This is a genomic window from Pseudomonas syringae group sp. J248-6 (assembly GCF_032586995.1).
Lineage (GTDB): Bacteria > Pseudomonadota > Gammaproteobacteria > Pseudomonadales > Pseudomonadaceae > Aquipseudomonas > Aquipseudomonas amygdali.
The window spans coordinates 1-22,121 of record NZ_JAWHOP010000010.1; the positions used below are offsets into that span (position 1 = coordinate 1).

Below are 22,121 nucleotides of genomic sequence, written 5' to 3' on the forward strand. Positions count from 1 at the left end.
TGGAGCGGGAAACGAGACTCGAACTCGCGACCCCGACCTTGGCAAGGTCGTGCTCTACCAACTGAGCTATTCCCGCAATGGCGTCCCCTAGGGGACTCGAACCCCTGTTACCGCCGTGAAAGGGCGGTGTCCTAGGCCACTAGACGAAGGGGACACACGTACAACATTCACTACTTATTTGCGCTACGCTGTGTGCTTTACGCTGTAAGTGGCGCGCATTCTATGGATGGATTGAGGGGTCGTCAACCCCCATGTGAAAATTTATTGAAATCAATAACTTCGATGCCGTTCGGACGCTGACCGACTGTCGCCAATCATTCAGCTGCCTAATCTATATAGAAGAGATGCCGACAAACTCCAGGAGGGACATCTATGCGCAGTAGTGCTTAGCCACTACACTCGCACTAAAACTAATTGAACAAATGAGGTTTGCACAGTGACTCCACTCATGATCACGCTGATGGTAGTAGCAGGTATCGCTCTGCTCATCGCGATCGGCTACCTGAATCACGTCGCTGAAAACGGCAAACTGGAGAAGGCCCGCACCAAGGTCGAACTCAGTGATCGCTTGCGTCGCTGCAGCGAAATCACCGAAGTATTCCCCGGCCAGTTGATGTCGCCAGCCTTGAAGCTGCTGCTTACGCGTCTGGAACTGAACGTCGTGCAGCGCATGCTCAGCCTGGACAAGGGTAACGCTCAACTCAAGCACCGCATCGGCGAGCTGGAAGAGCAGATCGGCAAGGGCGAACGCATCGACATCCCCAACCCGGTCACGCCGATCCAGACCGAAGCCAAGGCCAAGGACGTGCGTTTCCTTCTGGAAGCCCTGCATGGTCAGGTGACCCGCGCTGCGCATGACGGCTTTCTGCAAACCAGCGAAGCCAAACACTGGATCCGCGAAATCCGCACGATTCTGGTCACGCTGCACATCGAGTTCTTCAATAACCTCGGTCAGATGGCCCTCAGCCAGGATCAGCCGGGCCAGGCTCGTCTGGCGTTCGAACGCGGCGTGCAGTATTTGCGCAACCAGCCGGACCCGGTGACGTACCAACAGCAGTTGCTGGCGATGGAAAAACAACTGGCCCGCGCCAACTCGATGGTACTGACCAATACCGCGCCATCCGAAGACGACGACAACGCGCTGACCGAAGGCCTGAAGGCAGACGAAACCGAATCCGAATGGAAGAAGAAAGTCATCTACGATTGATGACTGCCCCGCCGCTGCCGGACCTATGCTCCGGACAGCGGCAGGTCGAGCGGCTCAGCAGTCGGTCGATGCCAGAAAGATAGCCGCCAGACGTTCGATCCCCGCCTGATCCACCTCGTTGAAACGCCCCACACTCGGACTGTCCAGGTCCAGCACGCCGATCAGACGCCCGTCCTTGATCAACGGCACCACAAGCTCGCTGTTCGATGCGCTGTCGCAGGCGATGTGCCCGGGAAACTCGTGAACGTCCTGAACACGCTGGGTTTGCCGACTCTGCGCCGCCGCCCCGCAAACGCCGCGACCAAAGGGAATGCGTACGCACGCAATCTGCCCCTGAAACGGACCCAGCACCAGTTCTTCGTTGCGATTGAGGTAAAAACCCGCCCAGTTCAGATCGTCGATCTGCGTATAGAGGAATGCCGAGAACTGCGCCGCATTGGCGATGAAGTCGCGCTCGTCGGCCAGCAATGCCTCAAGCTGGGCGGCCAGCAGACCGTAACCATTGAGGCCGGCACCGGTGTTTTGCAAATCGATCATGTGTGTTGCTCCAACAATTCAAGTCCTACCCAGTAACGTGCAAATTGATACGCGCAGCGGCCATTGCGATTGCCACGCGCGGTCGCCCAGCGAATCGCGGCCTTTTCCAGGCTTTCGTCGCGCTGCCATTGCAAGCCGGCCTTGTCTGCCAGTTGCGTGATCCAGTGCTCGACCACGTTCAGGTAATGTTCCTGGGTAAACGGATAAAACGACAGCCACAGGCCGAAGCGGTCAGACAATGCGATCTTGTCTTCCACGGCTTCGCTGGGGTGCAGCTCGCCGTCGACGTGCTTCCAGTCAACGTTGTCGCTTTCCTTCTCGGGCACCAGGTGGCGGCGATTGGAGGTGGCATACAGCAATACGTTATCCGGCGCCTGCTCCAGCGAGCCGTCAAGCACGCTTTTCAGCACGCGATAGTCACCTTCACCCGACTCGAACGACAGGTCATCGCAAAACAGTACGAAACGCTGCGTCAGCTTGTGCAATTGCTCGACCACGCGGGGCAAGTCGCCCAGGTGATTGCGCTCGATCTCGATCAGGCGCAAACCGGCCGAAGCGTGCTCGGCCAGCAGAGCGCGGATCAGGGACGACTTGCCGGTGCCGCGCGAACCCCAGAGCAAGGCATGGTTGGCAGGCAGGCCATCGATGAACTGACGTGTATTGCGCCCCAACTGATCGCGCTGCAGGTCGACGCCGATCAGATCGGTCAGGCGCGTATCCAGGCTCACCTGCAACGGCATCAGGTAGCCGCTACGCCCCTCTTGCACCCAGCGCGCGGCCAGCGTCTGTGACCAGTCGACCGGCTCGCGCACGGCTGGCAACAGCGGTTCCAGCCGGGCCAGCACGGCATCGGCGCGTTGCAGAAAAGCATCCAACCGAGAATCCACGGGATCTCCTTATATTTAACTGATTGGTCAGCAGTGCCTATCAGCTATGCTTGGCCAACCAGAAGTGGCAGTAAGTACTCATGGATATATCGCTCAAAAACAGGCTTTCGTTCAAGCAGGCGCGCCTGGCTGTATTGATCGGCTTCGCGCTGGGGACCTTGCTGAGCCTGTTCCAGATTGCAATCGATTATGCCAGCGAAGACGCGTCCATCAATCGCGAAATCAAATCACTGCTGGAAATCATCCAGAACCCGGCATCGCGCATTGCCTACAACATCGACTCGGAGCTGGCTCAGGAGCTGACACTCGGGCTGCTGCGCTCGCCTGCCGTGGTCAGCGCCAGACTGACCGATAACAATGACGCCGTGCTCGCAAGCGTCGAACGCCCCATGGCGACAGGTCGTTATCGGGTGTTCAGCGACTGGCTGTTCGGCGAAAGCCGCCAGTTTCAGGAAAAACTGCACCTCAACCATTTGCCGGATGAAACCATCGGCACACTGTACCTGACCGTGGACACCTTCGCTTTCGGCAGCCACTTTCTGCAGCGCGCCGAGATCACTCTGCTCAACGGCTTCGTGCGCAGCCTGGCGCTGGCCGGCATTCTGACCATTCTGTTCTATGCCACCCTGACCAAACCGCTGGTAAGGGTGATCCGCGAACTGAGCAGTCGCGACCCGCGCAACCCCGACCAAGGGAAAATAACCTGCCCGCCTCACCATGAGCAGGATGAAATCGGCGTATTGGTGGCGACCTTCAATCGTCAGTTCGAAACCATGAGCAGCGAGTTCTCCAGACGGCGCGCGGCCGAAGATCGGCTGACCGAACATCTCAACGAGCTGGAAAACATTGTTTCGGCACGCACCAATGAGCTCAAGGCCAGCAACATACGCCTGCGCGAATCCAACGAGGAACTGCAGATAGCACGCAGTACGGCGCTGGACATGGCCCATGCGCGCTCGGCGTTTCTGGCGCACATGAGCCACGAAATCCGTACGCCGCTCAACGGCCTGCTGGGCATGCTCGCGCTGTCACTGGACAGCCCGCTCAGCGCCGAGCAGCGCCAGCAACTGATGATCGCCCACGACTCCGGCAAGGTGCTGGTCGAACTGCTCAACGATATTCTCGACATGTCCAAGTTCGATGCCGGTCATCTGGAGATCGAGCGCATTCCCTTCGACCTGGGGGTGTTGATCGAAGACACCGCCAACCTGCTGTCACAAAACGCGGCGCCCAGCGTAGAGCTGACCTGCCTGATTGCGCCGGACTTTCCGGCCATGGTTACCGGCGACCCGACCCGTGTGCGGCAGATCGTCAGCAACCTGCTGTCCAACGCACTCAAGTTCACCCGTTTCGGGCGCGTGGATGTACGTCTGACTCACCATAAGGATGTCAGCGGAGAAAACCGGGTGCGCATCGAAGTCCGTGATACCGGCATCGGCATTGCGCAGGACGCCCAGGCGAAAATATTCCAGCCGTTCACTCAGGCAGAAACCGCCATCACTCGGCAGTATGGCGGCACCGGGCTGGGTCTGGCGCTGACCAACAATCTCTGTGAGGCCATGAATGGCACGCTGAGTATCCAGTCGCAGTCCGGCTTCGGCAGTCAGTTCTGCGCCGAACTGCCGTTGCCGGTGCATGTATCTGCAGTCACTCAGACCGCGCTCAGGGGCCGGGTCACCGTGGTCAGCTCGGCCGGCAGCGGCCTGGTGGAACTGCTGGGCAACCTGCTGCCAACCTGGGGGGTCGATCTCAAACGACGCAGCATTGATGATCGCCCGGAAGACGTGGACCTCGACAGCAGCCCGGACCTGGTCATTACCGACTGCCCCGAGTGCCTGTTTGCGATCCGCCCCACTACACCCGTGCCGATCCTGCTGGTCACTGCCTATGGCAATTTCATGCCCGGCGAACAGGTTACGGCCCTTGCCCCGCTGCAACAGCAGGCTCGACCGCTGGCGCGCAACGCGCTTTACCACACGCTACGGCGCGTACTCGGTCAGGAAGAGACAGGCGTCAGGGACACAAAAGCGCCAGAGCAAAGGGCTCAGCGCATGGCCAGAGTACTGTTGGTGGAAGACAACCCGGTCAATCAACTGGTGGCCAAGGGCATCCTCGGCAAGCTGGGGTGCGAAGTGATCATCAGCAGTCACGGCGGCGAGGCCCTGGAACAACTGGAGCAGGGCCACTTTGACCTGGTGTTGATGGACTGCAACATGCCGGTCATGGACGGCTATGAAGCCAGCCGCCAGATCCGCAGCAGCGGCCGCTGGCCAAACCTGCCGATCGTGGCGCTTACCGCCAACGCCATGCCCGATGAGCGAGAGCGCTGCAAGGCGGCAGGCATGAACGACTACCTCGCCAAGCCGTTCCGGCGCGCCGAACTGGCGGGCATTCTGGACCAGTGGATTCCCATCGCTGACATCCGCTGAAACGGCTTAGCGCAGCAGCGCTTCGATTTCACCGGTCAGTTCCTCGGGTTTGGTCAACGGCGCGAAACGCTTGACCAGCGCGCCATCCCTGCCAATCAGGAACTTGGTGAAATTCCACTTGATTCGCTCGGTCCCCAGCAACCCCGGTGCCTGCTGCTTGAGCTGAACGAACAAGGGATGGGCCTGAGCGCCGTTCACGTCGATCTTCTTGAACAGCGGGAAGCTGACCCCGTAGTTCAGTTCGCAAAACCCGGAAATCGCGCCCTCGTCACCCGGTTCCTGCTTGCCGAACTGATTGCAAGGGAAGCCCAGCACTACCAGCCCTTTATCCTTGTAGTCCAGCCAGAGTTTTTCCAGGCCTTTATATTGCGGGGTAAAGCCGCATTTGCTGGCTGTATTGACCACCAGCACCGCCTTGCCAGCGTAGTCGGCGAGGGTTTTCTGTTCTCCCTTGATCGTAGTGACCGGGATACTCAGCAGGTTTTCGCTCATCAAAAGAGGCCTCAAGACCAGGCGGTGGCTGGATCGGAATGTGAGCACTGACGTTAGCCTGCAACGGCGTGCGGCGCACGCCAATTTTCGGTATTGATACAGGTCGATAAGCCCGGAGCCGCTGCGCGCAGCGGCACAGCAATCGCCCGGCTACTGGCGCGGGACCAGGTCCAGGCACACCGAGTTGATGCAGTAACGCAACCCGGTCGGTGGCGGACCATCGGGAAACACATGACCCAGGTGAGCGTCGCATTTGGCACAGACCACTTCGGTACGAATCATGCCGTGGCTGACATCGCGCACTTCGACCACCGCGCTACCTTCCAGCGGCGCATAAAAGCTGGGCCAGCCGCAGCCCGAATCGAACTTGGTGGTGGAATCGAACAGCGGCTCATTGCAGCAGATGCAGTGGTAGACGCCTTCTGTCTTTGTCTCGTTGTACTTACCGGAAAACGGCCGCTCGGTGCCTTTCAGGCGGCAAACCTGATACTGCGCCGGGTCGAGCATCTCTTTCCACTCTTCAAGCGTTTTCTGCAACTTGTCCACAGGTACACCTCCGAATTCGAAAAACCCCGATCTGTACCTTTTCCACAGATCAGGTGGCACGTATGATTGCGCCAGGTCAGACGTCAGTCTGGCACCCGCGTTTGTCGCATACAAACCCATTTTCATGGCGAACGTGCTGCGACCTTCATTGCAAGCCGGCAACAGCTCGTCCATTTTCGGGATCATCACCATGCAGTTCAACAAATCGAACAAGCTCGCAAACGTCTGCTACGACATTCGCGGGCCGGTGCTCAAGCACGCCAAACGCCTGGAAGAGGAAGGCCATCGCATCCTCAAGCTGAACATCGGCAACCCGGCACCGTTTGGTTTCGAGGCGCCGGACGAAATCCTGCAGGACGTGATCCGCAACCTGCCGACTGCCCAGGGCTACAGCGACTCCAAGGGCCTGTTCAGCGCCCGCAAGGCTGTGATGCAGTATTACCAGCAGAAGCAGGTCGAAGGCGTCGGCATCGAAGACATCTATCTGGGCAACGGCGTGTCCGAGCTGATCGTGATGTCGATGCAGGCGTTGCTCAACAACGGCGACGAAGTGCTGGTTCCGGCACCCGATTATCCCTTGTGGACCGCAGCAGTGGCGCTGTCCGGCGGCAGCCCGGTGCACTATCTGTGCGACGAGCAGGCCAACTGGTGGCCGGACCTTGAAGACATCAAGGCCAAAATCACGCCGAACACCAAGGCCATGGTGATCATCAACCCGAACAACCCGACCGGCGCAGTGTATTCCCGCGAGGTATTGCTGGGCATGCTGGAGCTGGCTCGCCAGCATAATCTGGTGGTGTTCTCCGACGAAATCTACGACAAGATCCTCTACGACGACGCCGTGCACATCTGTACTGCCTCGCTGGCACCGGACCTGCTGTGCCTGACCTTCAACGGTCTGTCCAAGTCGTATCGGGTCGCAGGCTTCCGCTCCGGCTGGATTGCCATTTCCGGACCGAAACACAACGCACAGAGCTACATCGAAGGCATCGACATCCTGGCCAACATGCGCCTGTGTGCCAACGTGCCGAGCCAGCACGCCATCCAGACTGCGCTGGGCGGCTATCAGAGCATCAACGACCTGATCCTGCCGCCAGGCCGTCTGTTGGAGCAACGCAACCGCACCTGGGAGCTGCTCAACGATATTCCCGGCGTCAGCTGCGTCAAGCCGATGGGCGCGCTGTATGCATTCCCGCGCATCGACCCGAAGGTGTGCCCGATCTTCAACGACGAAAAATTCGTCCTCGACCTGCTGCTCTCGGAAAAACTGCTGGTGGTTCAGGGCACGGCGTTCAACTGGCCCTACCCTGATCACTTCCGCGTCGTGACCTTGCCGCGCGTTGATGAGCTGGAGCAGGCCATTGGCCGCATCGGTAACTTCCTGAAGGGTTATCGTCAGTAAACAGACACCGCCCCTCTCGCAACGCATCCCTGCCCCGACCTGTTCGGGGCAGTTTATTTGTGCCCTGCCAAAACAGCATCACCGCCCTGCCCTCACCCCCTCAGGCATCGACCACTCTGGCTCAGGCGCCGTTCAGCTTTGCGGGATTACCATCGATTGCGTGAAGAGGACACAGTTTGAAATAGTCCCTCTGTTGAATAGCAGCGGGCATCACCTTATATACCCGGCATCGAGTTACATATTTACCTGAGGAGAACGTTTCGACCATGATGCGCATTTTGCTGTTTTTGGCCACTAACCTTGCGGTCGTGCTGATTGCCAGCATCACCCTGAGCCTTTTTGGCTTCAATGGGTTCATGGCGGCCAACGGGGTTGATCTGAACCTCAATCAGCTGCTGGTTTTCTGCGCTGTGTTCGGTTTCGCGGGCTCGTTGTTCTCGCTGTTCATCTCCAAGTGGATGGCGAAAATGAGTACCGGCACTCAGATCATCAGTCAGCCTCGCACCCGCCATGAGCAATGGTTGCTGCAGACCGTTGAACAACTGTCCCGCGATGCGGGCATCAAGATGCCGGAAGTCGGTATTTTCCCGGCGTATGAAGCCAACGCATTCGCCACGGGCTGGAACAAGAACGATGCACTGGTTGCGGTAAGCCAGGGCCTGCTCGAGCGGTTCTCGCCGGATGAGGTGAAAGCCGTACTGGCGCACGAAATCGGCCACGTTGCCAACGGCGACATGGTCACACTGGCGCTGGTGCAGGGTGTGGTGAACACGTTTGTGATGTTCTTTGCCCGCATCATCGGCAACTTCGTCGACAAGGTGATCTTCAAGACCGAGAACGGTCAGGGTATTGCCTACTACATCACGACGATTTTCGCCGAGCTGGTATTGGGCTTTCTGGCCAGCGCCATCGTCATGTGGTTCTCGCGCAAACGCGAATTCCGCGCTGACGACGCAGGTGCCCGACTGGCCGGTACGGACGCGATGATCGGTGCGCTGCAACGCCTGCGTTCAGAACAGGGCGTACCGGTGAACATGCCTGACAGCCTGACGGCGTTCGGTATCAACGCCGGTCTGAAGAAAGGCCTGGCAGGGTTGTTCATGAGCCACCCGCCGCTGGAGCAACGCATCGAGGCCCTGCGCCGCCGCGGTTGATCCTACCAACGCGATAGCTTTCGCCCCGCGCACAGCAATGAGAGGTGTTCTACCGGACACCTCTCGTTGCACACGCTCCGCATGGGAATGCAGTTCGTGACGCTCTGCGTCACACGGTTCTGCGATCGGAGAAGAATTCAGGCCCAACTCAGCGCGATTGACGCTCCAACCTATAAACGTGCTCATCCATGCGCTCCAATCCGGCCCTCAACGCCTTGGGACTGCTGTGTAGCGCATCTTGCTCGCTGACCTTCGTGATTTCCCAGCTTCCGGATACAAACGCCTGCAGCCACGTGTGCGGCACGGAGAATGGCGGGCCTTCGAGCAGGTTTTGGTCGTATTCAAGGGTGACCAGCAGGCCACTGCATGCCTGAGGCATCAACGCTTCAAGCTGCTGCACATAGTGCTCGCGCATGCCCGAGGGCAAGGCAATCAAGGCGGCACGGTCATAAAAGGCTGTGCAGTGGCCAATATCGTGCGCCGTCAGGGCGAAAAAATCGCCGCACCAGATTTCGATGCCCGGCGCTGCATAGACGCTGAAGTCGCCCTTGCGCGTGATTTGCGGTTGCACACCGCGCTCATTGAAATAGCCTGCTACCGCTGCCTCGGAAAGCTCTGCGCCGACTACGTAGCAACCTTGCTCTATCAACCAGTTCATATCCAGGCTTTTGCCGCACAACGGCACCAGAACCCGAGCCCCAGGCTCAAGTCTCAAATGAGGCCAATGCTGTCGCAGGTCCTGATTGACCTGCGCCTGATGAAAGCCAATCTGTCCTGCCTGCCAGCGCTGCAGCCAAAAATCCGCCTGCATGAAACCTCCTGAAAATTCGATCAAAAAGCGCCATAACTTATATTAGATTTAGATCATGAGAATGAACGACTATGGGGCATTCTCATATTCTGGAGCGTTAAATGTTCCCAAGCCTGTTTATTTCCCATGGCTCCCCCATGCTCGCGCTGGAGCCCGGCGAGAGTGGCCCCGCCCTGACGCGATTGGCCGCCAGCTTGCCCAGGCCTCGCGCCATCGTAGTGGTGTCTGCACACTGGGAAAGCCACGAACTGATCGTCAACGGCAACCCACAACCCGAGACCTGGCATGATTTCGGCGGTTTTGCAGCTGAATTGTTTGCGGTGCAATACCCGGCGAAAGGTCTGCCTGAACTGAGCCGCACAATAGTCGAGCTGCTGGCCGCCAGCGATCTGCCCGCACGCATCGACAGCAGACGACCGTTCGACCACGGCGTCTGGGTGCCCTTGTCGTTGATGTACCCGAACGCCGATATTCCGGTGGTGCAGATCTCACTGCCTAGCCTTCAGGGGCCCGAGCTCCAGACACGGGTAGGCCGCGCGCTGGCCAGCCTGCGCGAACAGGGTGTATTGATTATCGGCTCTGGCAGCATCACGCATAACCTGCGCGATCTGGACTGGAACGCCGGCCCCGGAAGCGCAGAGCCATGGGCTGTGACGTTTCGTGACTGGATGATCGACAAGCTGCAAAAAGAAGATGAAGCCGCCCTGCACCACTACCGCAGTCTCGCCCCCCATGCGATGCGAGCGCACCCGAGTGACGAGCATTTGCTGCCGCTGTATTTCGCACGGGGCGCAGGCGGAGCATTCAGTGTTGCCCATCAAGGCTTCACTATGGGGGCGCTCGGAATGGATATCTATCGGTTCGGCTGAATCCGAAAACGCCGAGTCGCCTGAATTCAGCGCAAAAAAATCCCCGAACCAGTCGGGGATTTTTTATTGACCTATCAGCTCAGAAGCCGATCAGTCTTCGCGATAGCGACGCAGCTTGAGCTGCTTGCCAGCAACACGGGTGTCCTTGAGCTTGGTCAGCAGACGCTCAAGACCATCTTCCGGCAGCTCGACCAGGCTGAAGCTGTCACGCACCTGGATGCGGCCGATAGCTTCGCGGGCCAGGCCGCCTTCGTTGAGGATGGCACCCAGCAGGTTCTTGGCAGCGATACCATCACGCGCACCCAGCGCGGTACGGCAACGAGCACGGCCTTCGGCCAATGGAACCGGCGCACGACGCTCACGCTCAGGACGATCACCACGGTCGCTGCTGCGCTCTGGACGATCACCGCGCGGGGCGTTGTTCGGAACCAGTGGACGCTCGCGCTCGATGGCTGCCAGGGTCAGTGCCTGACCGTTGGTAGCCTTGCGCAGCAGTGCAGCAGCAAGGGCACGCGGGCTGCAGCCGATGTCGGCAGTCAGACGATCGAGCAGATCACCGTGAGTCGATTCGGCATCAGCGACCAGTGGCGACAGGCTGTTGGTCAGCTTCTTGATGCGTGCATCCAGAACGGCCTGGGCATCCGGCAGGCGGACTTCCGCAACCTTCTGACCGGTAACACGCTCGATCACCTGCAGCATGCGGCGCTCGCGAGGAGTTACCAGCAGCAGTGCACGACCTTCGCGACCGGCACGACCGGTACGGCCGATACGGTGAACGTAGGACTCTGGATCGTAAGGCATGTCCACGTTGAATACGTGGGTGATACGCGGAACGTCAAGACCACGGGCAGCAACGTCGGTCGCTACAACGATGTCCAGACGGCCATCCTTGAGGGAATCGATAACGCGCTCGCGCTGGTTCTGAGCGATGTCACCGTTCAGTGCAGCAGCCTTGTAGCCTTTGGCTTCAAGGGCGCTTGCCAGGTCCAGGGTCGCCTGCTTGGTGCGGACGAACATGATCAGGGCGTCGAAGTCTTCGACTTCCAGCAGGCTCAATACAGCCGAGGTCTTCTGGTCAGCGTGAACCAGCAGATGAGCCTGCTCGATCGCGGTAACGGTCTGGGTCTTGGTCTGGATCTTGACGTGCTTCGGATCACGCAGATGGCGCTCGGCGATGGCACGGATCGACTGTGGCAGCGTTGCCGAGAACAGTACGGTCTGGCGGGTTTCAGGCATGGCCTTGAAGATGACTTCGAGGTCGTCCATGAAGCCCAGCTTGAGCATTTCGTCTGCTTCATCGAGAACCAGATGGTTCACGGTTGCCAGGACTTTCTCGTCACGACGCAGGTGGTCGCAGAGACGGCCAGGGGTGGCGACAACAATTTGTGCGCCGTTGCGGATAGCCTTGAGCTGCGGGCCCATTGGCGCGCCGCCGTAGACCGCTACAACGGTCACGCCCGGCATTTGTTTTGCGTAGGTCTCGAACGCGGTGGCAACCTGAAGTGCCAGTTCGCGGGTCGGGGCCAGGATCAGTGCTTGCGGCTCGCGCTTGCTCGGGTCGATGCGATGCAGGATAGGCAGTGCGAACGCGGCGGTTTTACCCGTACCGGTTTGCGCCTGACCAATCATGTCGTGACCGGCGAGAATAATCGGGATCGATTGCTGCTGAATGGCCGAAGGCTCTTCGTAGCCAGTGGCGACGACTGCTGCAACGATATTTGGATGAAGTTCGAGAGCGGCGAAGCCGCCGATTTCCTGGGTCATGGGTCTGCCTCTAGTGCATCCGCAAAGACCCATGCTTCAAAGCTGCGCGTGCCGTGTACGACCTTGAGGTCACCCTGGCTGCTTTGTCGGCGGGGATTTGCGAAAACGTTTGATGAATGGATCGTCCAGGCTAGTCCGTTGTGCGAACAAGCAACCGAAGCTGGCTTCGGGGTACTGCAATACCTTGACGAGGGCCCTGTTAAGGCCGGCGCGCACTATACCGGAAATACGCACCTTAGTGAGTCTTTTTTTGCGAAACATTGCGCCATCCTTGAGCAACCCAAGGCCCTTGGTCCGGGCAGAGGGCTGGCCGACAAGGGCGCGGGCCCGAGATTGCGGGCGTTGCCGCTTAAACGTTTAATCTGCTCTTGCGGATGGCCGGCATCCCGACCTGCGGGGTGTGGCGAATTGTCTCACCCCTGATTTCAGAACAGTCAGCACATGCTTCGCCCTTTCAGGTCGCGGAACGGACCGCTCTGATCAACGACTCCAGCGAGTACCCCAAATGCGGCGCAAGTGCCTCGGCACGCGAACTCAGTGCCTCGATATCCAGCGTCTGATCGAGGTCGGCAGGCACGATCAGAATGACGTTGCCCTCCTTTACCGGCAGCTCCCAGTAATGACGGTGGTACAAACCCCGCAGCAAGGCCGCACCCAGCGGTTTGCCGTCGTCGGTGGCCCACTGGTTGATGATCAGCCAGCCACCGGGATTGAGGCGTTGCTGGCAGCCCTGCAAAAAATTCCAGGCCAAATGCCCGACGCCCGGCCCGACATCGGTGTAAAGGTCGACAAAGATCAGGTCGGCAGGCTCTGCGCTGTCCAGCAACTCCAGCGCATCGCCGATGCGGATATACAGACGCGGATCGTCATCGAGCCCCATGAACTCCATGGCCAGGCGCGGCACATCAGGGCGAAGCTCGATGACTTCAACGTCTTCAAGCGGCAGGAACTTCATGCAGGCCTGGGTCAGCGTACCCGCACCCAGCCCCAGAAACAGCGCGCTGTCCGGCGCATCGTGACACAGTGCGCCGATCAGCATCGCGCGGGTATAGTCGTATTCCAGCCAGCTCGGGTCAGCCGTAAACGTGCAGCTCTGCTCGATGGCCTCGCCAAACTCCAGAAAGCGGTAATCCTCCACTTCCAGCACGCGGATCATGCCGAAGTCGTCGTGGACCTCGGCCAGAATTCGTTCTACGCGCTCACGCTCTTCCGTCATTACCGTTCCTGGTCATCGCTGCGCCGAGCGCAAAACGCGAATTGTCCGGCAAGCGCGCGGCTTTGTCACACATTGCCGGGCGCTATGCCATCCCGGTGGTCTGCCCTACGCTGGCAGAGCAACGGCGAACTGCTAACATGCTGGCCCGATTGCATAACCCTAGAGCCAATAATGAGCCAACCCTGGAGCCCCGACAGCTGGCGGGCACTGCCGATTCAGCAGCAACCTCACTACCCTGACGCCGCGCACCTGCTGAAGGTCGAACAGACCCTGGCCAGCTATCCGCCGCTGGTGTTTGCCGGCGAAGCCCGAGAGTTGCGCCGCCAGTTTGCCGAAGTGACCCAGGGTCGCGCGTTCCTGCTACAGGGCGGCGACTGCGCGGAAAGCTTCATGGAGTTTTCCGCAGCCAAGATTCGCGACACGTTCAAGGTGCTGCTGCAGATGGCCATCGTTATGACCTTCGCCGCCGGTTGCCCGGTGGTGAAAGTCGGACGCATGGCCGGACAATTTGCCAAACCTCGCTCGGCCAACGACGAAATCATCGACGGCGTAACGCTCCCGGCGTATCGCGGTGACATCGTCAACGGTATCGGTTTCGATGAGAAAAGCCGTGTGCCGGACCCCGAACGCCTGCTGCAAGCCTATAACCAGTCCACCGCCACCCTGAACCTGTTGCGCGCTTTCGCCCAGGGCGGGTTTGCCGACCTGCATCAGGTGCACAAGTGGAATCTGGACTTCATCGCCAACTCGGCGCTGGCCGAAAAATACAGCCAGCTGGCCGGACGCATCGATGAAACGCTTGCGTTCATGCGCGCCTGCGGCATGGACAGCTCGCCGCAACTGCGTGAAACCAGCTTTTTCACCGCCCACGAGGCATTGCTGCTCAATTACGAAGAAGCCTTCGTGCGGCGCGACAGCCTGACCAATGATTACTACGATTGCTCGGCACACATGCTATGGATCGGCGACCGTACCCGGCAACTGGACGGCGCGCATGTCGAATTCCTGCGCGGGGTGAACAACCCGATCGGCGTCAAGGTCGGCCCGAGCATGAACACCGACGACCTGATTCGTCTGATCGACATCCTCAACCCTGACAACGATCCGGGCCGTCTCAACCTGATCGCGCGGATGGGTGCAAACAAGGTCGGCGATCACCTGCCACAGCTGATTCGTGCGGTCGAGCGCGAAGGCCGCAAAGTGCTGTGGAGCTCCGACCCGATGCACGGCAACACCATCAAGGCCAGCAGCGGCTACAAAACCCGCGACTTTGCGCAGATCCTCGGCGAAGTGAAGCAGTTCTTTCAAGTACATCAGGCTGAAGGCACTTATGCCGGAGGCATCCATATCGAAATGACCGGGCAAAACGTCACCGAATGCATCGGCGGCGCCCGCCCCATCACTGAAGATGGTCTTTCGGATCGCTACCACACCCACTGCGACCCGCGCATGAACGCCGATCAGTCGCTGGAGCTGGCGTTCCTGATTGCCGAAACCCTGAAGCAGGTCCGGCGCTAAGCAGAGCAAGCCGCCCGCTCAGCGCTTGAGCGGGTCATCCCAAAACGGACGCTCGGCTTCCTGCTGAATGTCGGCCCGACTCAGCCCCAGGTCCTTCAGCGTGTCATCACTCATCCGCGCCAGATAGCGGCGTTGACGGTACAGCTCCAGCCAGCGCTGCAAGTGATGCTTCAACCACACCAACGCCTTGCCAGGCTGAGCATGCCCGGCAGGTCTTGCGATCAATACAGACTCTTTTTGACCATTCATCATCTTGCCCTCCGTGTGAGATGACTAAAGTCTCGCGCCTGACATAAGATCAATCCAACGAATGTTTCTTATGCAGTGCATCTGGGAGGTTGATGTATTGGCCAGCTATTCGGGCACCCGTTACCCAGGCATAGACACCGAGCTGCTGCGCACCTTTGTGGCTATTGCCGATCACGGCGGTTTCACTCGCGCAGGCGAGGTGGTCAACCGCACGCAATCGGCGGTCAGCATGCAGATGAAACGCCTCGAAGAGGATGTCGTACAGCGTCAACTGTTCCAGCGTGAAGGCCGGACCCTGAACCTGACGGCAGAGGGCCAGGTGTTACTTGGCTATGCGCGGCGCATCCTCAAGCTGCACAGTGAGGTGTTCAATACGCTGCGCGAGCCACACATGATTGGCGTGGTAAAAATCGGCTCGCCCGACGACTACGTGATGCGCTTTCTGCCCGGCATACTTTCGCAGTTCGCACAGGCCTACCCGCTGGTTCAGGTAGAGGTGCATTGCGAACCCTCCGACCTGCTGCTGCAACGCAATGACCTGGACCTGACCATCGTCACGCGCAAGCCCGGCACCGAGATCGGTACGCTGTTGCGTCACGAGCGCCTGGTCTGGATGGAAGCCAGCGGTTTTGCTCCGCATGAGCAAAACCCCATTCCGCTGGCGATGTTCAATACACACTGCTTCTGTCGCGACTGGGCGTGCAACGCCCTGGACAGCGTGGAGCGTGATTACCGCATCGCCTACAGCAGCTCCAGCATGGCAGCAATCACAGCAGTGGTCAGCGCGGGCCTGGCAGTCACTGCACAGTTTCAAAGCCTGATCACTGCAGATTTGCGCATCATCGGCGCGGCCGAACAATTGCCCGAGCTGCCTACGGCCAGCATCGTACTGCTGCGCAATCCGAAAAACCCCTCGCCCATCACCGAATGCATGGCCGATTACATCATCGACGGCTTCAAACCTTGAGCGCGAGAATCACTGCACAGAGCACCAGAAACACGCAGAACATCAGGCGCAGCGTTCGCTCCGGCAGCGAGTGCGCCAGCTTGACACCCCAACTGATGCTGGCCAGACCACCAATGGCCAATGGAATGCCCATCGACCAGTTGACGTGATCGTGCAGCGCGTAGGTGACCAGCGTGATACCGGTGCTCGGGGCCGCGAGGGACAGCGCCAACCCTTGCGCCACAACCTGTGTCGTGCCAAACACGCTGGTCAGGATCGGCGTGGCCACCACTCCCCCGCCAACGCCAAACAGACCACCGGTCATGCCCGACCCGACACCCAGCAGCCAAAGCCACTTTTCGTGGCGTAACCCGCTGCCGACCTGATGGCTGCGCCAATACATCTGCGCCACGTTGAACACGGTCAGCACCACCAGAAAGCCGACAAAGCCCAGGCGCATGCTTTGCGGATCCACGCGCACCGCCAGCAGCGACGTCAGCCAGGCAAAAATAAAACTGGGAATGATCAACATCAACGCATTACGCAGCAAAATCCGGTTGCGCTGGTTATAGCGCCACAAGGCGAGTAACACGTTAGGCAGCACCATCAGCAACGCAGTCCCTTGCGCCAGTTGCTGATCCAGACCGAACAGCACCCCCAGCGCAGGAATTGCCACAAGACCACCACCGATTCCGAACAGCCCCCCCAGGGTGCCCATCGCTGCACCCAGTAACACAAACATCACAATTTCAATCACACTACGTCCCCGCCCAGTCAATGGCCAAATGCTACGCAGTCCTGCGCGCAACCAACACCCGGTGTTACCTGTTTTTTTGCGCGCGGCGCAAGCTGTCAGCGCTTTGAGCCTGCACGCTCGAAATTATCTGGCACATTAAAGAATGCAACACTAAGTTAAACTCATTCGACTGAGTTTGAGGACCTGATATGAGTGCCGAAGAAAACCCTGCCCACGCTGCACCTGCCGATTGCGATTCGCTGCTGCTGGATAACCAATTGTGTTTTGCCTTGTACTCCACCTCATTGATGATGACCAAGGTTTACAAGCCGCTGCTGCAGGCACTGGGGCTCACCTATCCGCAGTACCTGGCAATGATGGTGCTGTGGGAAAAAGACGGGCTTACCGTCGGTGATGTCAGCACGCGCCTGCTCACCGATCCGGGTTCTCTGACACCTTTGCTCAAGCGTCTTGAGGGCGAGGGCTTTATCAGCCGCACCCGCAGCAAAGAGGACGAACGCGTGGTATTGCTGCACCTGACTGAACAAGGTCGTGCACTGCAACACCAGGCACTGAGCATACCCGGCTGTATTCTGTCGGCGAGCGGCCTGAACATGGAAAGGCTTCGTGACCTGCAGACACAGCTGTTGGACTTGCGTGACCATCTGCACCAGAGCCTTTAAGAAAAAGGCTCACGCCGGACCGGACTGACCTGCCGTTCGTTGCGCCAGAGCCCCGTGCACCACGGGGCTGGCAAGATTTCCAGCTACCCGCCCTGGTAGCTTTCTTCCTCCCGAAAACGACCTCTTTCGACTTTTCGCAAAATTTAGCTTGCGCGCTAACTATCCGTGAACTACCTTTGCCTTGCAATTAGTTAGCGCGCAAGTATTTTGCGCAACAATCCCTATCAAACGAGGAAAAATCATGGACACTCTTTACACCGCAGTTGCAACCGCCACCGGCGGCCGTGATGGTCGTGCCGTTTCCAGCGACAAGATTCTCGACGTCAAACTGGCCACTCCGAAAGAACTCGGCGGTGCTGGCGGCGCAGCCACCAACCCTGAGCAACTGTTCGCTGCCGGTTATTCGGCCTGCTTCATCGGTGCCCTGAAATTCGTCGCTGGTCAGAGCAAACGCAGCATTCCGGCAGACGCCTCGATTACCGCCCACGTAGGGATCGGCCAGATTCCCGGTGGTTTCGGTCTGGACATCGACCTGCACGTCAGCCTGCCTGGCCTTGAACAAGCCGACGCTCAGCAACTGGTCGATGCCGCTCACGTGGTTTGCCCTTACTCAAACGCCACGCGCGGCAACGTCGATGTGCGCCTGCATGTAACCGTCTAACTCACCGGCCACAGATACGAACATGAGCAAGGGAACGAACATGAAGAACTTCAGCAAAGTCATGACCGGTACGCTTCTCGCACTGTCGATCGGCAGCGCGTTTGCCGCAGGCGATCCTGCCATCGAGCACAACACTCAGGCCTTTCTCGATGCCTTGAATTCGGGCACTGGCAAACCCATCGAGCAGTTGTCGCCCAAAGATGCCAGGGCCGTGCTGGTCGGAGCACAGGCGGGGGTCAAACTGACGCTGCCCAAAGCCGATGTCAGCGAAAAGACCATCAATGTCGATGGCCAGCCGATCAGCCTGAATATCGTGCGCCCTGCTGGCGTAAAAGGAACCTTGCCGGTTTTCATGTTCTTCCACGGCGGCGGCTGGGTACTGGGTGATTTCCAGACCCACGAGCGACTGGTCCGCGACCTGGTCGTGGGCTCGGGCGCGGTAGCGGTGTTCGTCAATTACACGCCTTCACCCGAAGCACATTACCCGACGGCAATCAACCAGGCCTACGCAGCGACCAGATGGGTAGCTGAGCACGGCAAGGAAATCAACGTCGACGGCAAGCGCCTGGCTGTGGCGGGTAACAGCGTGGGTGGCAACATGGCAGCGGTCGTTGCACTGATGGCCAAAGACAAAGGCACTCCGGCGCTCAGGTATCAGGTGCTGCTGTGGCCGGTGACTGACGCCAACTTTGATAACGGTTCATACAACCAATACGCCGAAGGCCACTTCCTGACCCGTAACATGATGAAGTGGTTCTGGGACAACTACACCACCGATGCCGCACAACGTAACGAGATCTATGCCTCGCCGCTGCGCGCCACCACCGAACAACTGAAAGGTCTGCCACCGGCGCTGATTCAGACCGCCAGTGCCGACGTGCTGCGTGATGAAGGCGAAGCCTATGCGCGCAAGCTGGATCAGGCGGGCGTGCCGGTCACGGCGGTACGTTACAACGGCATGATCCATGACTACGGTCTGCTCAACGTGGTAAGCCAGGTCCCGGCTGTCCGCTCTGCCATCCTGCAGGCGTCTCAGGAGTTGAAAGAACACCTGAAATAGCGCCCGAAATAACGGCAGGGGCTCAAACTTCAGCCGTAAAAAAACCCGCAGCGATGCGGGTTTTTTGCGTAACGGGGTTACAAAACCATGCTTACTTCGCACGGCCTTTGTAGGAACCGCCTTCACGGGTATCGATCTCGATCATGTCGCCGATTTCGATGAAGTCAGCAACGCTCAGCTCGGTACCGTTTTTCAGTTTGGCAGGCTTCATGACCTTGCCCGACGTGTCGCCACGAGCAGAGCCTTCGGTGTAGTCGACCTGACGCACGATAGTAGTCGGCAGTTCTACGGAAACCAGACGGTCTTCGAAGAATACGGCTTCACAAACGTCGGTCATGCCTTCTTCGACGAAAGGCAGAACGCTTTCGATGTCTTCAGCGTTCAGCTCGTACATGGTGTAGTCAGTGGTGTCCATGAACGTGTAGGTGTCACCGCTGATGAAAGACAGGGTGGCTTCCTTGCGATCAAGGATCACGTCGTCCAGCTTGTCGTCGGCGCTGTAAACGATCTCGGTCTTGTAACCGGTCAGCAGGTTTTTCAGCTTGGTTTTCATGATCGCGCTGTTACGACCGGATTTGGTGAATTCAGCTTTCTGAACCAGCCAAGGATCGTTTTCGAGACGGATCACAGTACCGGGTTTCAGCTCTTTACCAGTTTTCATTGCATATATCCGAATTTGGATGAAATTAACCAAAGGCTCTGTACGAGAAACAACCTGCGCAGGCCTTTTTCGTACAGAGCCTTGTATCAAGGCCGCGTATCATAGCGAATTTCCATAAAACTGCACCAGCGCCGTGGCAAGATCAGTCTGTGCGGCTTGTTGCTGGCACCAGTGCCCGGCGTGCTTTTCGAGTTCAGCCCAGTGTTCGGTGAGTGCCAGCCAGCTTTCGCTCAGGTCGCTGCCGATATTCCACTTCTGCCAGAACTGATTCACAGCATGCGCCGCCTCAGGCTCAAGACCCGCCAGGTAGAGCGCTAAAAACGCATCAAGCTTGGGCAGGTGCGCGTCGTCTTCCTGCTGATAGATGTGCCAGAGCATCGGCCGCCCCGCCCATTGCGCACGGACGAATGAGTCTTCGCCGCGCACGACGTTGAAATCGCAGCTCCACAGCAGTTGGTCGTAGCGTTCCTGGCGGATGAACGGTAACACCTGCACGGTCAGCCCTCCCCTTACCTGCATGAAACCTGCGTGTAACTCATCGCCGACACCCAGCCAGCGCTGCAGATCGGTGAGGATGCGTCCCTCCGGCACCAGCATGTGATTGGGCCGAGTGTCGCTGGCCAGCGCGTCAAGCCAGCTGCCCAGCCCGGGATTTTCATAGGCAAATACCGAGATCAAGCGGGCATCAGGCAACGGCTCGACACCCAACCCCTGCAGGAAACCTTGCCTCGCGGCCTTGTCTTGCTGAAATCGCTGGCGCTGTTCGATCAGGTTTCTTTCGCGCAGCAGGCCGCCCGTGGCGTCGGAAAATCCGGGAAAGAAAAAGAACTTCTTCAAACCGTTCAACTGTGGCGAAGGCAAACCGTGGCAACCCGAGACCCAGTCTTCGGCGCTGAGGTACTCAAGGTTCAACCACAGCGGCCTTGGCGAACGCTGCAGCATCGATTCGGTATAGGGCGTCGGCAGGCGGCAGGCAAAGGCCTCGATGACCACGTCAGGAATATCGCTGTTTACCCATTCAGCGGGCCACTGGCACACCCTCACGCCCTCTTGCCATTGCTGCTGAGCCTTAAGATCAGCGTCGGGACACAAGCGAACGAAAGCCGACAGGTCGTCGATCCATAAACGCACATGCAGACCCTGCTCGGCAACCAGCTGGCGTGCCAGACGCCAGGTCACGCCGGCATCACCGTAGTTGTCGACTACGCTGCAAAAAATGTCCCACGAGACTTTCATCGTGGCTCCCTGAGGCTGGATGGCAAAAAACGTTGATTGTCGTTCAGAACGCCCCGTTGCCACCAGCCTGATGCCACTGGACAGCACAGTTTTCGTGCCCGGCCATCAGGCATGGCACAATCGCATCTGTTGCCCTGCAAGGAGTTCAGCCATGTCATCCACTACCCGCCGTCGCGACCTGTATGTGTCGTTGAAATTGATTGTCTGCATTGCGCTGGGTATCTGGCTGGGCGCAATGGCGGTGTTCCTGACCGCTCTGCTGTATTACAAAAGCCTGCCCCCGGCGCAAACCCAGGCGTTGGAAAACGCCGCCGCCCAGCTCACCGCCCCGCCTGCACAAAAAAATGCCGCGCCGTCCGCCCCGGAGACTGAAATGTTCCGCAAATACGAGCAAAGCCTGCGTGAAAGCGAGGCCCGTCAGGCCCGTGAACAGGCTCAGGAACAACAACAGCGTACCTTCAACCGTTCCAAGTGTGATTTCTGGATTCAGCAGGACCGCACTGCGCCGAGCGAAAAAAGTCGCGCCAGCATCAATCAGTACTGCGGATAAACCATGAACAAGCAGGACGTGCTGCAATCGATCATCGACAAGCTGGAAATCGATCTGGACATCGCGCAACGGGCGGCACAGACCGCCTACGAAACGGCAACCCACGAAGAGAACATTGCCGAGAACAAATACGACACGCTGGGACTGGAAGCATCGTATCTGGCAGCAGGCCAGGCACGGCGTGTCGAGGAGATTCGCCAGTCGCTGGCGGCGTATCGGAAATGGTCGCTCAAGCCATTCGATGAATCACGCGGCATTCAGACCGGTGATCTGATCGCTGTCGAAGCCCTGAGCGGTCAAACGCAATACCTGTTTCTCGGCCCTGATGCTGCTGGTCTGAAGGTCAGCGCAGGTGAGCAACTGGTCACAGTCATCACTGCCAGGGCCCCGCTGGGGCAGAGCCTGCTGGGCAAATTCGAAGACGATGCCGTACAGATTGTCATCAACGGCAGCGGACAATCCTACGAGATCATACAAACGATGTGACACACCCGGCATCTGCAGGGT

The 22,121-nt window shown here is 58.8% G+C and carries 23 protein-coding genes and 2 tRNA genes; 12 read left to right on the forward strand and 13 right to left on the reverse strand.

What is annotated here, in order from left to right:
* Positions 1-76: transfer RNA gene (locus RYC17_RS14485), tRNA-Gly, on the reverse strand.
* A gap of 2 nt (positions 77-78) precedes the next feature.
* Positions 79-154, reverse strand: a tRNA-Glu gene (locus tag RYC17_RS14490).
* A gap of 294 nt (positions 155-448) precedes the next feature.
* Between RYC17_RS14490 and RYC17_RS14495 the strand changes: the two genes are divergently transcribed.
* Complete coding sequence (locus RYC17_RS14495) at positions 449-1,207, forward strand: hypothetical protein (protein ID WP_058401291.1); 759 nt, start codon at positions 449-451, stop codon at positions 1,205-1,207.
* Between the two features lie 54 nt (positions 1,208-1,261).
* Here the strand turns inward: RYC17_RS14495 and RYC17_RS14500 are convergent, their stop codons facing one another.
* Entirely contained in the window at positions 1,262-1,744 is a 483-nt protein-coding gene (locus RYC17_RS14500) for a GAF domain-containing protein (RefSeq protein WP_004657375.1), read from the reverse strand.
* Complete coding sequence (locus tag RYC17_RS14505; protein WP_058401290.1) at positions 1,741-2,631, reverse strand: ATP-binding protein; 891 nt, start codon at positions 2,629-2,631, stop codon at positions 1,741-1,743. The genes RYC17_RS14500 and RYC17_RS14505 overlap by 4 nt, the downstream gene beginning before the upstream one ends.
* An 80-nt stretch (positions 2,632-2,711) precedes the next feature.
* On the opposite strand from RYC17_RS14505, the gene RYC17_RS14510 reads away from it, so the two are divergent.
* A complete protein-coding gene (locus RYC17_RS14510; RefSeq protein WP_058401289.1) occupies positions 2,712-5,060 on the forward strand; it encodes an ATP-binding protein in 2,349 nt (782 codons plus the stop codon).
* A gap of 6 nt (positions 5,061-5,066) precedes the next feature.
* Here the strand turns inward: RYC17_RS14510 and RYC17_RS14515 are convergent, their stop codons facing one another.
* Both RYC17_RS14515 and msrB read right to left on the reverse strand, forming a co-directional pair.
* Positions 5,067-5,552, reverse strand: coding sequence for a glutathione peroxidase (locus tag RYC17_RS14515; RefSeq protein ID WP_122258067.1), 486 nt, complete (start codon positions 5,550-5,552; stop codon positions 5,067-5,069).
* Between the two features lie 150 nt (positions 5,553-5,702).
* The gene (gene msrB / locus RYC17_RS14520; protein WP_002554534.1) at positions 5,703-6,098 is read right to left on the reverse strand and encodes a peptide-methionine (R)-S-oxide reductase MsrB; all 396 of its coding nucleotides are present in this window, start codon (positions 6,096-6,098) and stop codon (positions 5,703-5,705) included.
* 190 nt (positions 6,099-6,288) lie between these two features.
* On the opposite strand from msrB, the gene RYC17_RS14525 reads away from it, so the two are divergent.
* A complete protein-coding gene (locus RYC17_RS14525) occupies positions 6,289-7,500 on the forward strand; it encodes a pyridoxal phosphate-dependent aminotransferase (RefSeq protein WP_004657364.1) in 1,212 nt (403 codons plus the stop codon).
* Between the two features lie 266 nt (positions 7,501-7,766).
* Positions 7,767-8,654 carry a protease HtpX gene (htpX, locus tag RYC17_RS14530; protein ID WP_003418061.1) on the forward strand — a complete coding sequence of 296 codons (888 nt, stop codon included), beginning with the start codon at positions 7,767-7,769 and terminating at the stop codon, positions 8,652-8,654.
* Between the two features lie 148 nt (positions 8,655-8,802).
* On the opposite strand, the gene RYC17_RS14535 is transcribed toward htpX, so the two are convergent.
* The gene (locus RYC17_RS14535) at positions 8,803-9,465 is read right to left on the reverse strand and encodes a thiopurine S-methyltransferase (RefSeq protein ID WP_122281651.1); all 663 of its coding nucleotides are present in this window, start codon (positions 9,463-9,465) and stop codon (positions 8,803-8,805) included.
* 101 nt (positions 9,466-9,566) lie between these two features.
* Here RYC17_RS14535 and RYC17_RS14540 point away from each other — a divergent pair, with 101 nt between their 5' ends.
* Positions 9,567-10,334: a DODA-type extradiol aromatic ring-opening family dioxygenase gene (locus RYC17_RS14540; protein WP_230016605.1), complete on the forward strand. Its 768-nt coding sequence runs from the start codon at positions 9,567-9,569 to the stop codon at positions 10,332-10,334.
* 90 nt (positions 10,335-10,424) lie between these two features.
* Here RYC17_RS14540 and RYC17_RS14545 read toward each other — a convergent pair whose 3' ends face one another.
* Together RYC17_RS14545 and RYC17_RS14550 are read right to left on the reverse strand one after the other, a co-directional pair.
* A complete protein-coding gene (locus RYC17_RS14545) occupies positions 10,425-12,131 on the reverse strand; it encodes a DEAD/DEAH box helicase (protein ID WP_177342374.1) in 1,707 nt (568 codons plus the stop codon).
* 421 nt (positions 12,132-12,552) lie between these two features.
* The gene (locus tag RYC17_RS14550) at positions 12,553-13,314 is read right to left on the reverse strand and encodes a spermidine synthase (RefSeq protein WP_002554539.1); all 762 of its coding nucleotides are present in this window, start codon (positions 13,312-13,314) and stop codon (positions 12,553-12,555) included.
* Between the two features lie 171 nt (positions 13,315-13,485).
* Between RYC17_RS14550 and RYC17_RS14555 the strand changes: the two genes are divergently transcribed.
* A complete protein-coding gene (locus RYC17_RS14555; RefSeq protein WP_002554540.1) occupies positions 13,486-14,832 on the forward strand; it encodes a class II 3-deoxy-7-phosphoheptulonate synthase in 1,347 nt (448 codons plus the stop codon).
* 18 nt (positions 14,833-14,850) lie between these two features.
* Here RYC17_RS14555 and RYC17_RS14560 read toward each other — a convergent pair whose 3' ends face one another.
* On the reverse strand, positions 14,851-15,084 hold the full coding sequence (locus RYC17_RS14560; protein WP_058401285.1) for a DUF1127 domain-containing protein: 234 nt from the start codon (positions 15,082-15,084) through the stop codon (positions 14,851-14,853).
* A 67-nt stretch (positions 15,085-15,151) separates the two neighbouring features.
* Between RYC17_RS14560 and RYC17_RS14565 the strand changes: the two genes are divergently transcribed.
* Entirely contained in the window at positions 15,152-16,048 is an 897-nt protein-coding gene (locus tag RYC17_RS14565; RefSeq protein ID WP_058401284.1) for a LysR substrate-binding domain-containing protein, read from the forward strand.
* Here the strand turns inward: RYC17_RS14565 and RYC17_RS14570 are convergent.
* On the reverse strand, positions 16,038-16,784 hold the full coding sequence (locus RYC17_RS14570; protein ID WP_193601364.1) for a sulfite exporter TauE/SafE family protein: 747 nt from the start codon (positions 16,782-16,784) through the stop codon (positions 16,038-16,040). The two genes, RYC17_RS14565 and RYC17_RS14570, sit on opposite strands and share 11 nt — an antisense overlap.
* A gap of 188 nt (positions 16,785-16,972) precedes the next feature.
* Here RYC17_RS14570 and RYC17_RS14575 point away from each other — a divergent pair, with 188 nt between their 5' ends.
* The 3 genes from RYC17_RS14575 (at position 16,973) to RYC17_RS14585 (ending at position 19,167) form a co-directional block, all read left to right on the forward strand.
* Positions 16,973-17,446: a MarR family winged helix-turn-helix transcriptional regulator gene (locus tag RYC17_RS14575; RefSeq protein ID WP_002554546.1), complete on the forward strand. Its 474-nt coding sequence runs from the start codon at positions 16,973-16,975 to the stop codon at positions 17,444-17,446.
* A 241-nt stretch (positions 17,447-17,687) separates the two neighbouring features.
* Positions 17,688-18,107 carry an organic hydroperoxide resistance protein gene (locus tag RYC17_RS14580; protein ID WP_003373293.1) on the forward strand — a complete coding sequence of 140 codons (420 nt, stop codon included), beginning with the start codon at positions 17,688-17,690 and terminating at the stop codon, positions 18,105-18,107.
* 40 nt (positions 18,108-18,147) lie between these two features.
* Entirely contained in the window at positions 18,148-19,167 is a 1,020-nt protein-coding gene (locus RYC17_RS14585; RefSeq protein WP_058401282.1) for an alpha/beta hydrolase, read from the forward strand.
* A 91-nt stretch (positions 19,168-19,258) separates the two neighbouring features.
* Here RYC17_RS14585 and RYC17_RS14590 read toward each other — a convergent pair whose 3' ends face one another.
* Positions 19,259-19,828 carry an elongation factor P gene (locus RYC17_RS14590; protein ID WP_002554550.1) on the reverse strand — a complete coding sequence of 190 codons (570 nt, stop codon included), beginning with the start codon at positions 19,826-19,828 and terminating at the stop codon, positions 19,259-19,261.
* Positions 19,829-19,927: 99 nt separating this feature from the next.
* Positions 19,928-21,064 carry an elongation factor P maturation arginine rhamnosyltransferase EarP gene (gene earP / locus RYC17_RS14595; RefSeq protein WP_122258063.1) on the reverse strand — a complete coding sequence of 379 codons (1,137 nt, stop codon included), beginning with the start codon at positions 21,062-21,064 and terminating at the stop codon, positions 19,928-19,930.
* Between the two features lie 151 nt (positions 21,065-21,215).
* Here earP and RYC17_RS14600 point away from each other — a divergent pair, with 151 nt between their 5' ends.
* Complete coding sequence (locus RYC17_RS14600; protein ID WP_058401280.1) at positions 21,216-21,614, forward strand: hypothetical protein; 399 nt, start codon at positions 21,216-21,218, stop codon at positions 21,612-21,614.
* 3 nt (positions 21,615-21,617) lie between these two features.
* Entirely contained in the window at positions 21,618-22,100 is a 483-nt protein-coding gene (locus RYC17_RS14605) for a transcription elongation factor GreAB (RefSeq protein ID WP_057413385.1), read from the forward strand.
* Positions 22,101-22,121 lie beyond the last annotated feature (21 nt).

Bases quoted from the DNA above. Each gene is read 5' to 3' on its own strand.
- RYC17_RS14495 (WP_058401291.1), top strand. From the start codon at position 449: ATGATCACGCTGATGGTAGTAGCAGGTATCGCTCTGCTCATCGCGATC.
- RYC17_RS14500 (WP_004657375.1), bottom strand. From the start codon at position 1,744: ATGATCGATTTGCAAAACACCGGTGCCGGCCTCAATGGTTACGGTCTG.
- RYC17_RS14510 (WP_058401289.1), top strand. From the start codon at position 2,712: ATGGATATATCGCTCAAAAACAGGCTTTCGTTCAAGCAGGCGCGCCTG.
- RYC17_RS14515 (WP_122258067.1), bottom strand. From the start codon at position 5,552: ATGAGCGAAAACCTGCTGAGTATCCCGGTCACTACGATCAAGGGAGAA.
- RYC17_RS14525 (WP_004657364.1), top strand. From the start codon at position 6,289: ATGCAGTTCAACAAATCGAACAAGCTCGCAAACGTCTGCTACGACATT.
- htpX (WP_003418061.1), top strand. From the start codon at position 7,767: ATGATGCGCATTTTGCTGTTTTTGGCCACTAACCTTGCGGTCGTGCTG.
- RYC17_RS14535 (WP_122281651.1), bottom strand. From the start codon at position 9,465: ATGCAGGCGGATTTTTGGCTGCAGCGCTGGCAGGCAGGACAGATTGGC.
- RYC17_RS14540 (WP_230016605.1), top strand. From the start codon at position 9,567: ATGTTCCCAAGCCTGTTTATTTCCCATGGCTCCCCCATGCTCGCGCTG.
- RYC17_RS14545 (WP_177342374.1), bottom strand. From the start codon at position 12,131: ATGGGTCTTTGCGGATGCACTAGAGGCAGACCCATGACCCAGGAAATC.
- RYC17_RS14550 (WP_002554539.1), bottom strand. From the start codon at position 13,314: ATGACGGAAGAGCGTGAGCGCGTAGAACGAATTCTGGCCGAGGTCCAC.
- RYC17_RS14555 (WP_002554540.1), top strand. From the start codon at position 13,486: ATGAGCCAACCCTGGAGCCCCGACAGCTGGCGGGCACTGCCGATTCAG.
- RYC17_RS14560 (WP_058401285.1), bottom strand. From the start codon at position 15,084: ATGATGAATGGTCAAAAAGAGTCTGTATTGATCGCAAGACCTGCCGGG.
- RYC17_RS14565 (WP_058401284.1), top strand. From the start codon at position 15,152: ATGCAGTGCATCTGGGAGGTTGATGTATTGGCCAGCTATTCGGGCACC.
- RYC17_RS14575 (WP_002554546.1), top strand. From the start codon at position 16,973: ATGAGTGCCGAAGAAAACCCTGCCCACGCTGCACCTGCCGATTGCGAT.
- RYC17_RS14580 (WP_003373293.1), top strand. From the start codon at position 17,688: ATGGACACTCTTTACACCGCAGTTGCAACCGCCACCGGCGGCCGTGAT.
- RYC17_RS14585 (WP_058401282.1), top strand. From the start codon at position 18,148: ATGAAGAACTTCAGCAAAGTCATGACCGGTACGCTTCTCGCACTGTCG.
- RYC17_RS14590 (WP_002554550.1), bottom strand. From the start codon at position 19,828: ATGAAAACTGGTAAAGAGCTGAAACCCGGTACTGTGATCCGTCTCGAA.
- earP (WP_122258063.1), bottom strand. From the start codon at position 21,064: ATGAAAGTCTCGTGGGACATTTTTTGCAGCGTAGTCGACAACTACGGT.
- RYC17_RS14600 (WP_058401280.1), top strand. From the start codon at position 21,216: ATGTCATCCACTACCCGCCGTCGCGACCTGTATGTGTCGTTGAAATTG.
- RYC17_RS14605 (WP_057413385.1), top strand. From the start codon at position 21,618: ATGAACAAGCAGGACGTGCTGCAATCGATCATCGACAAGCTGGAAATC.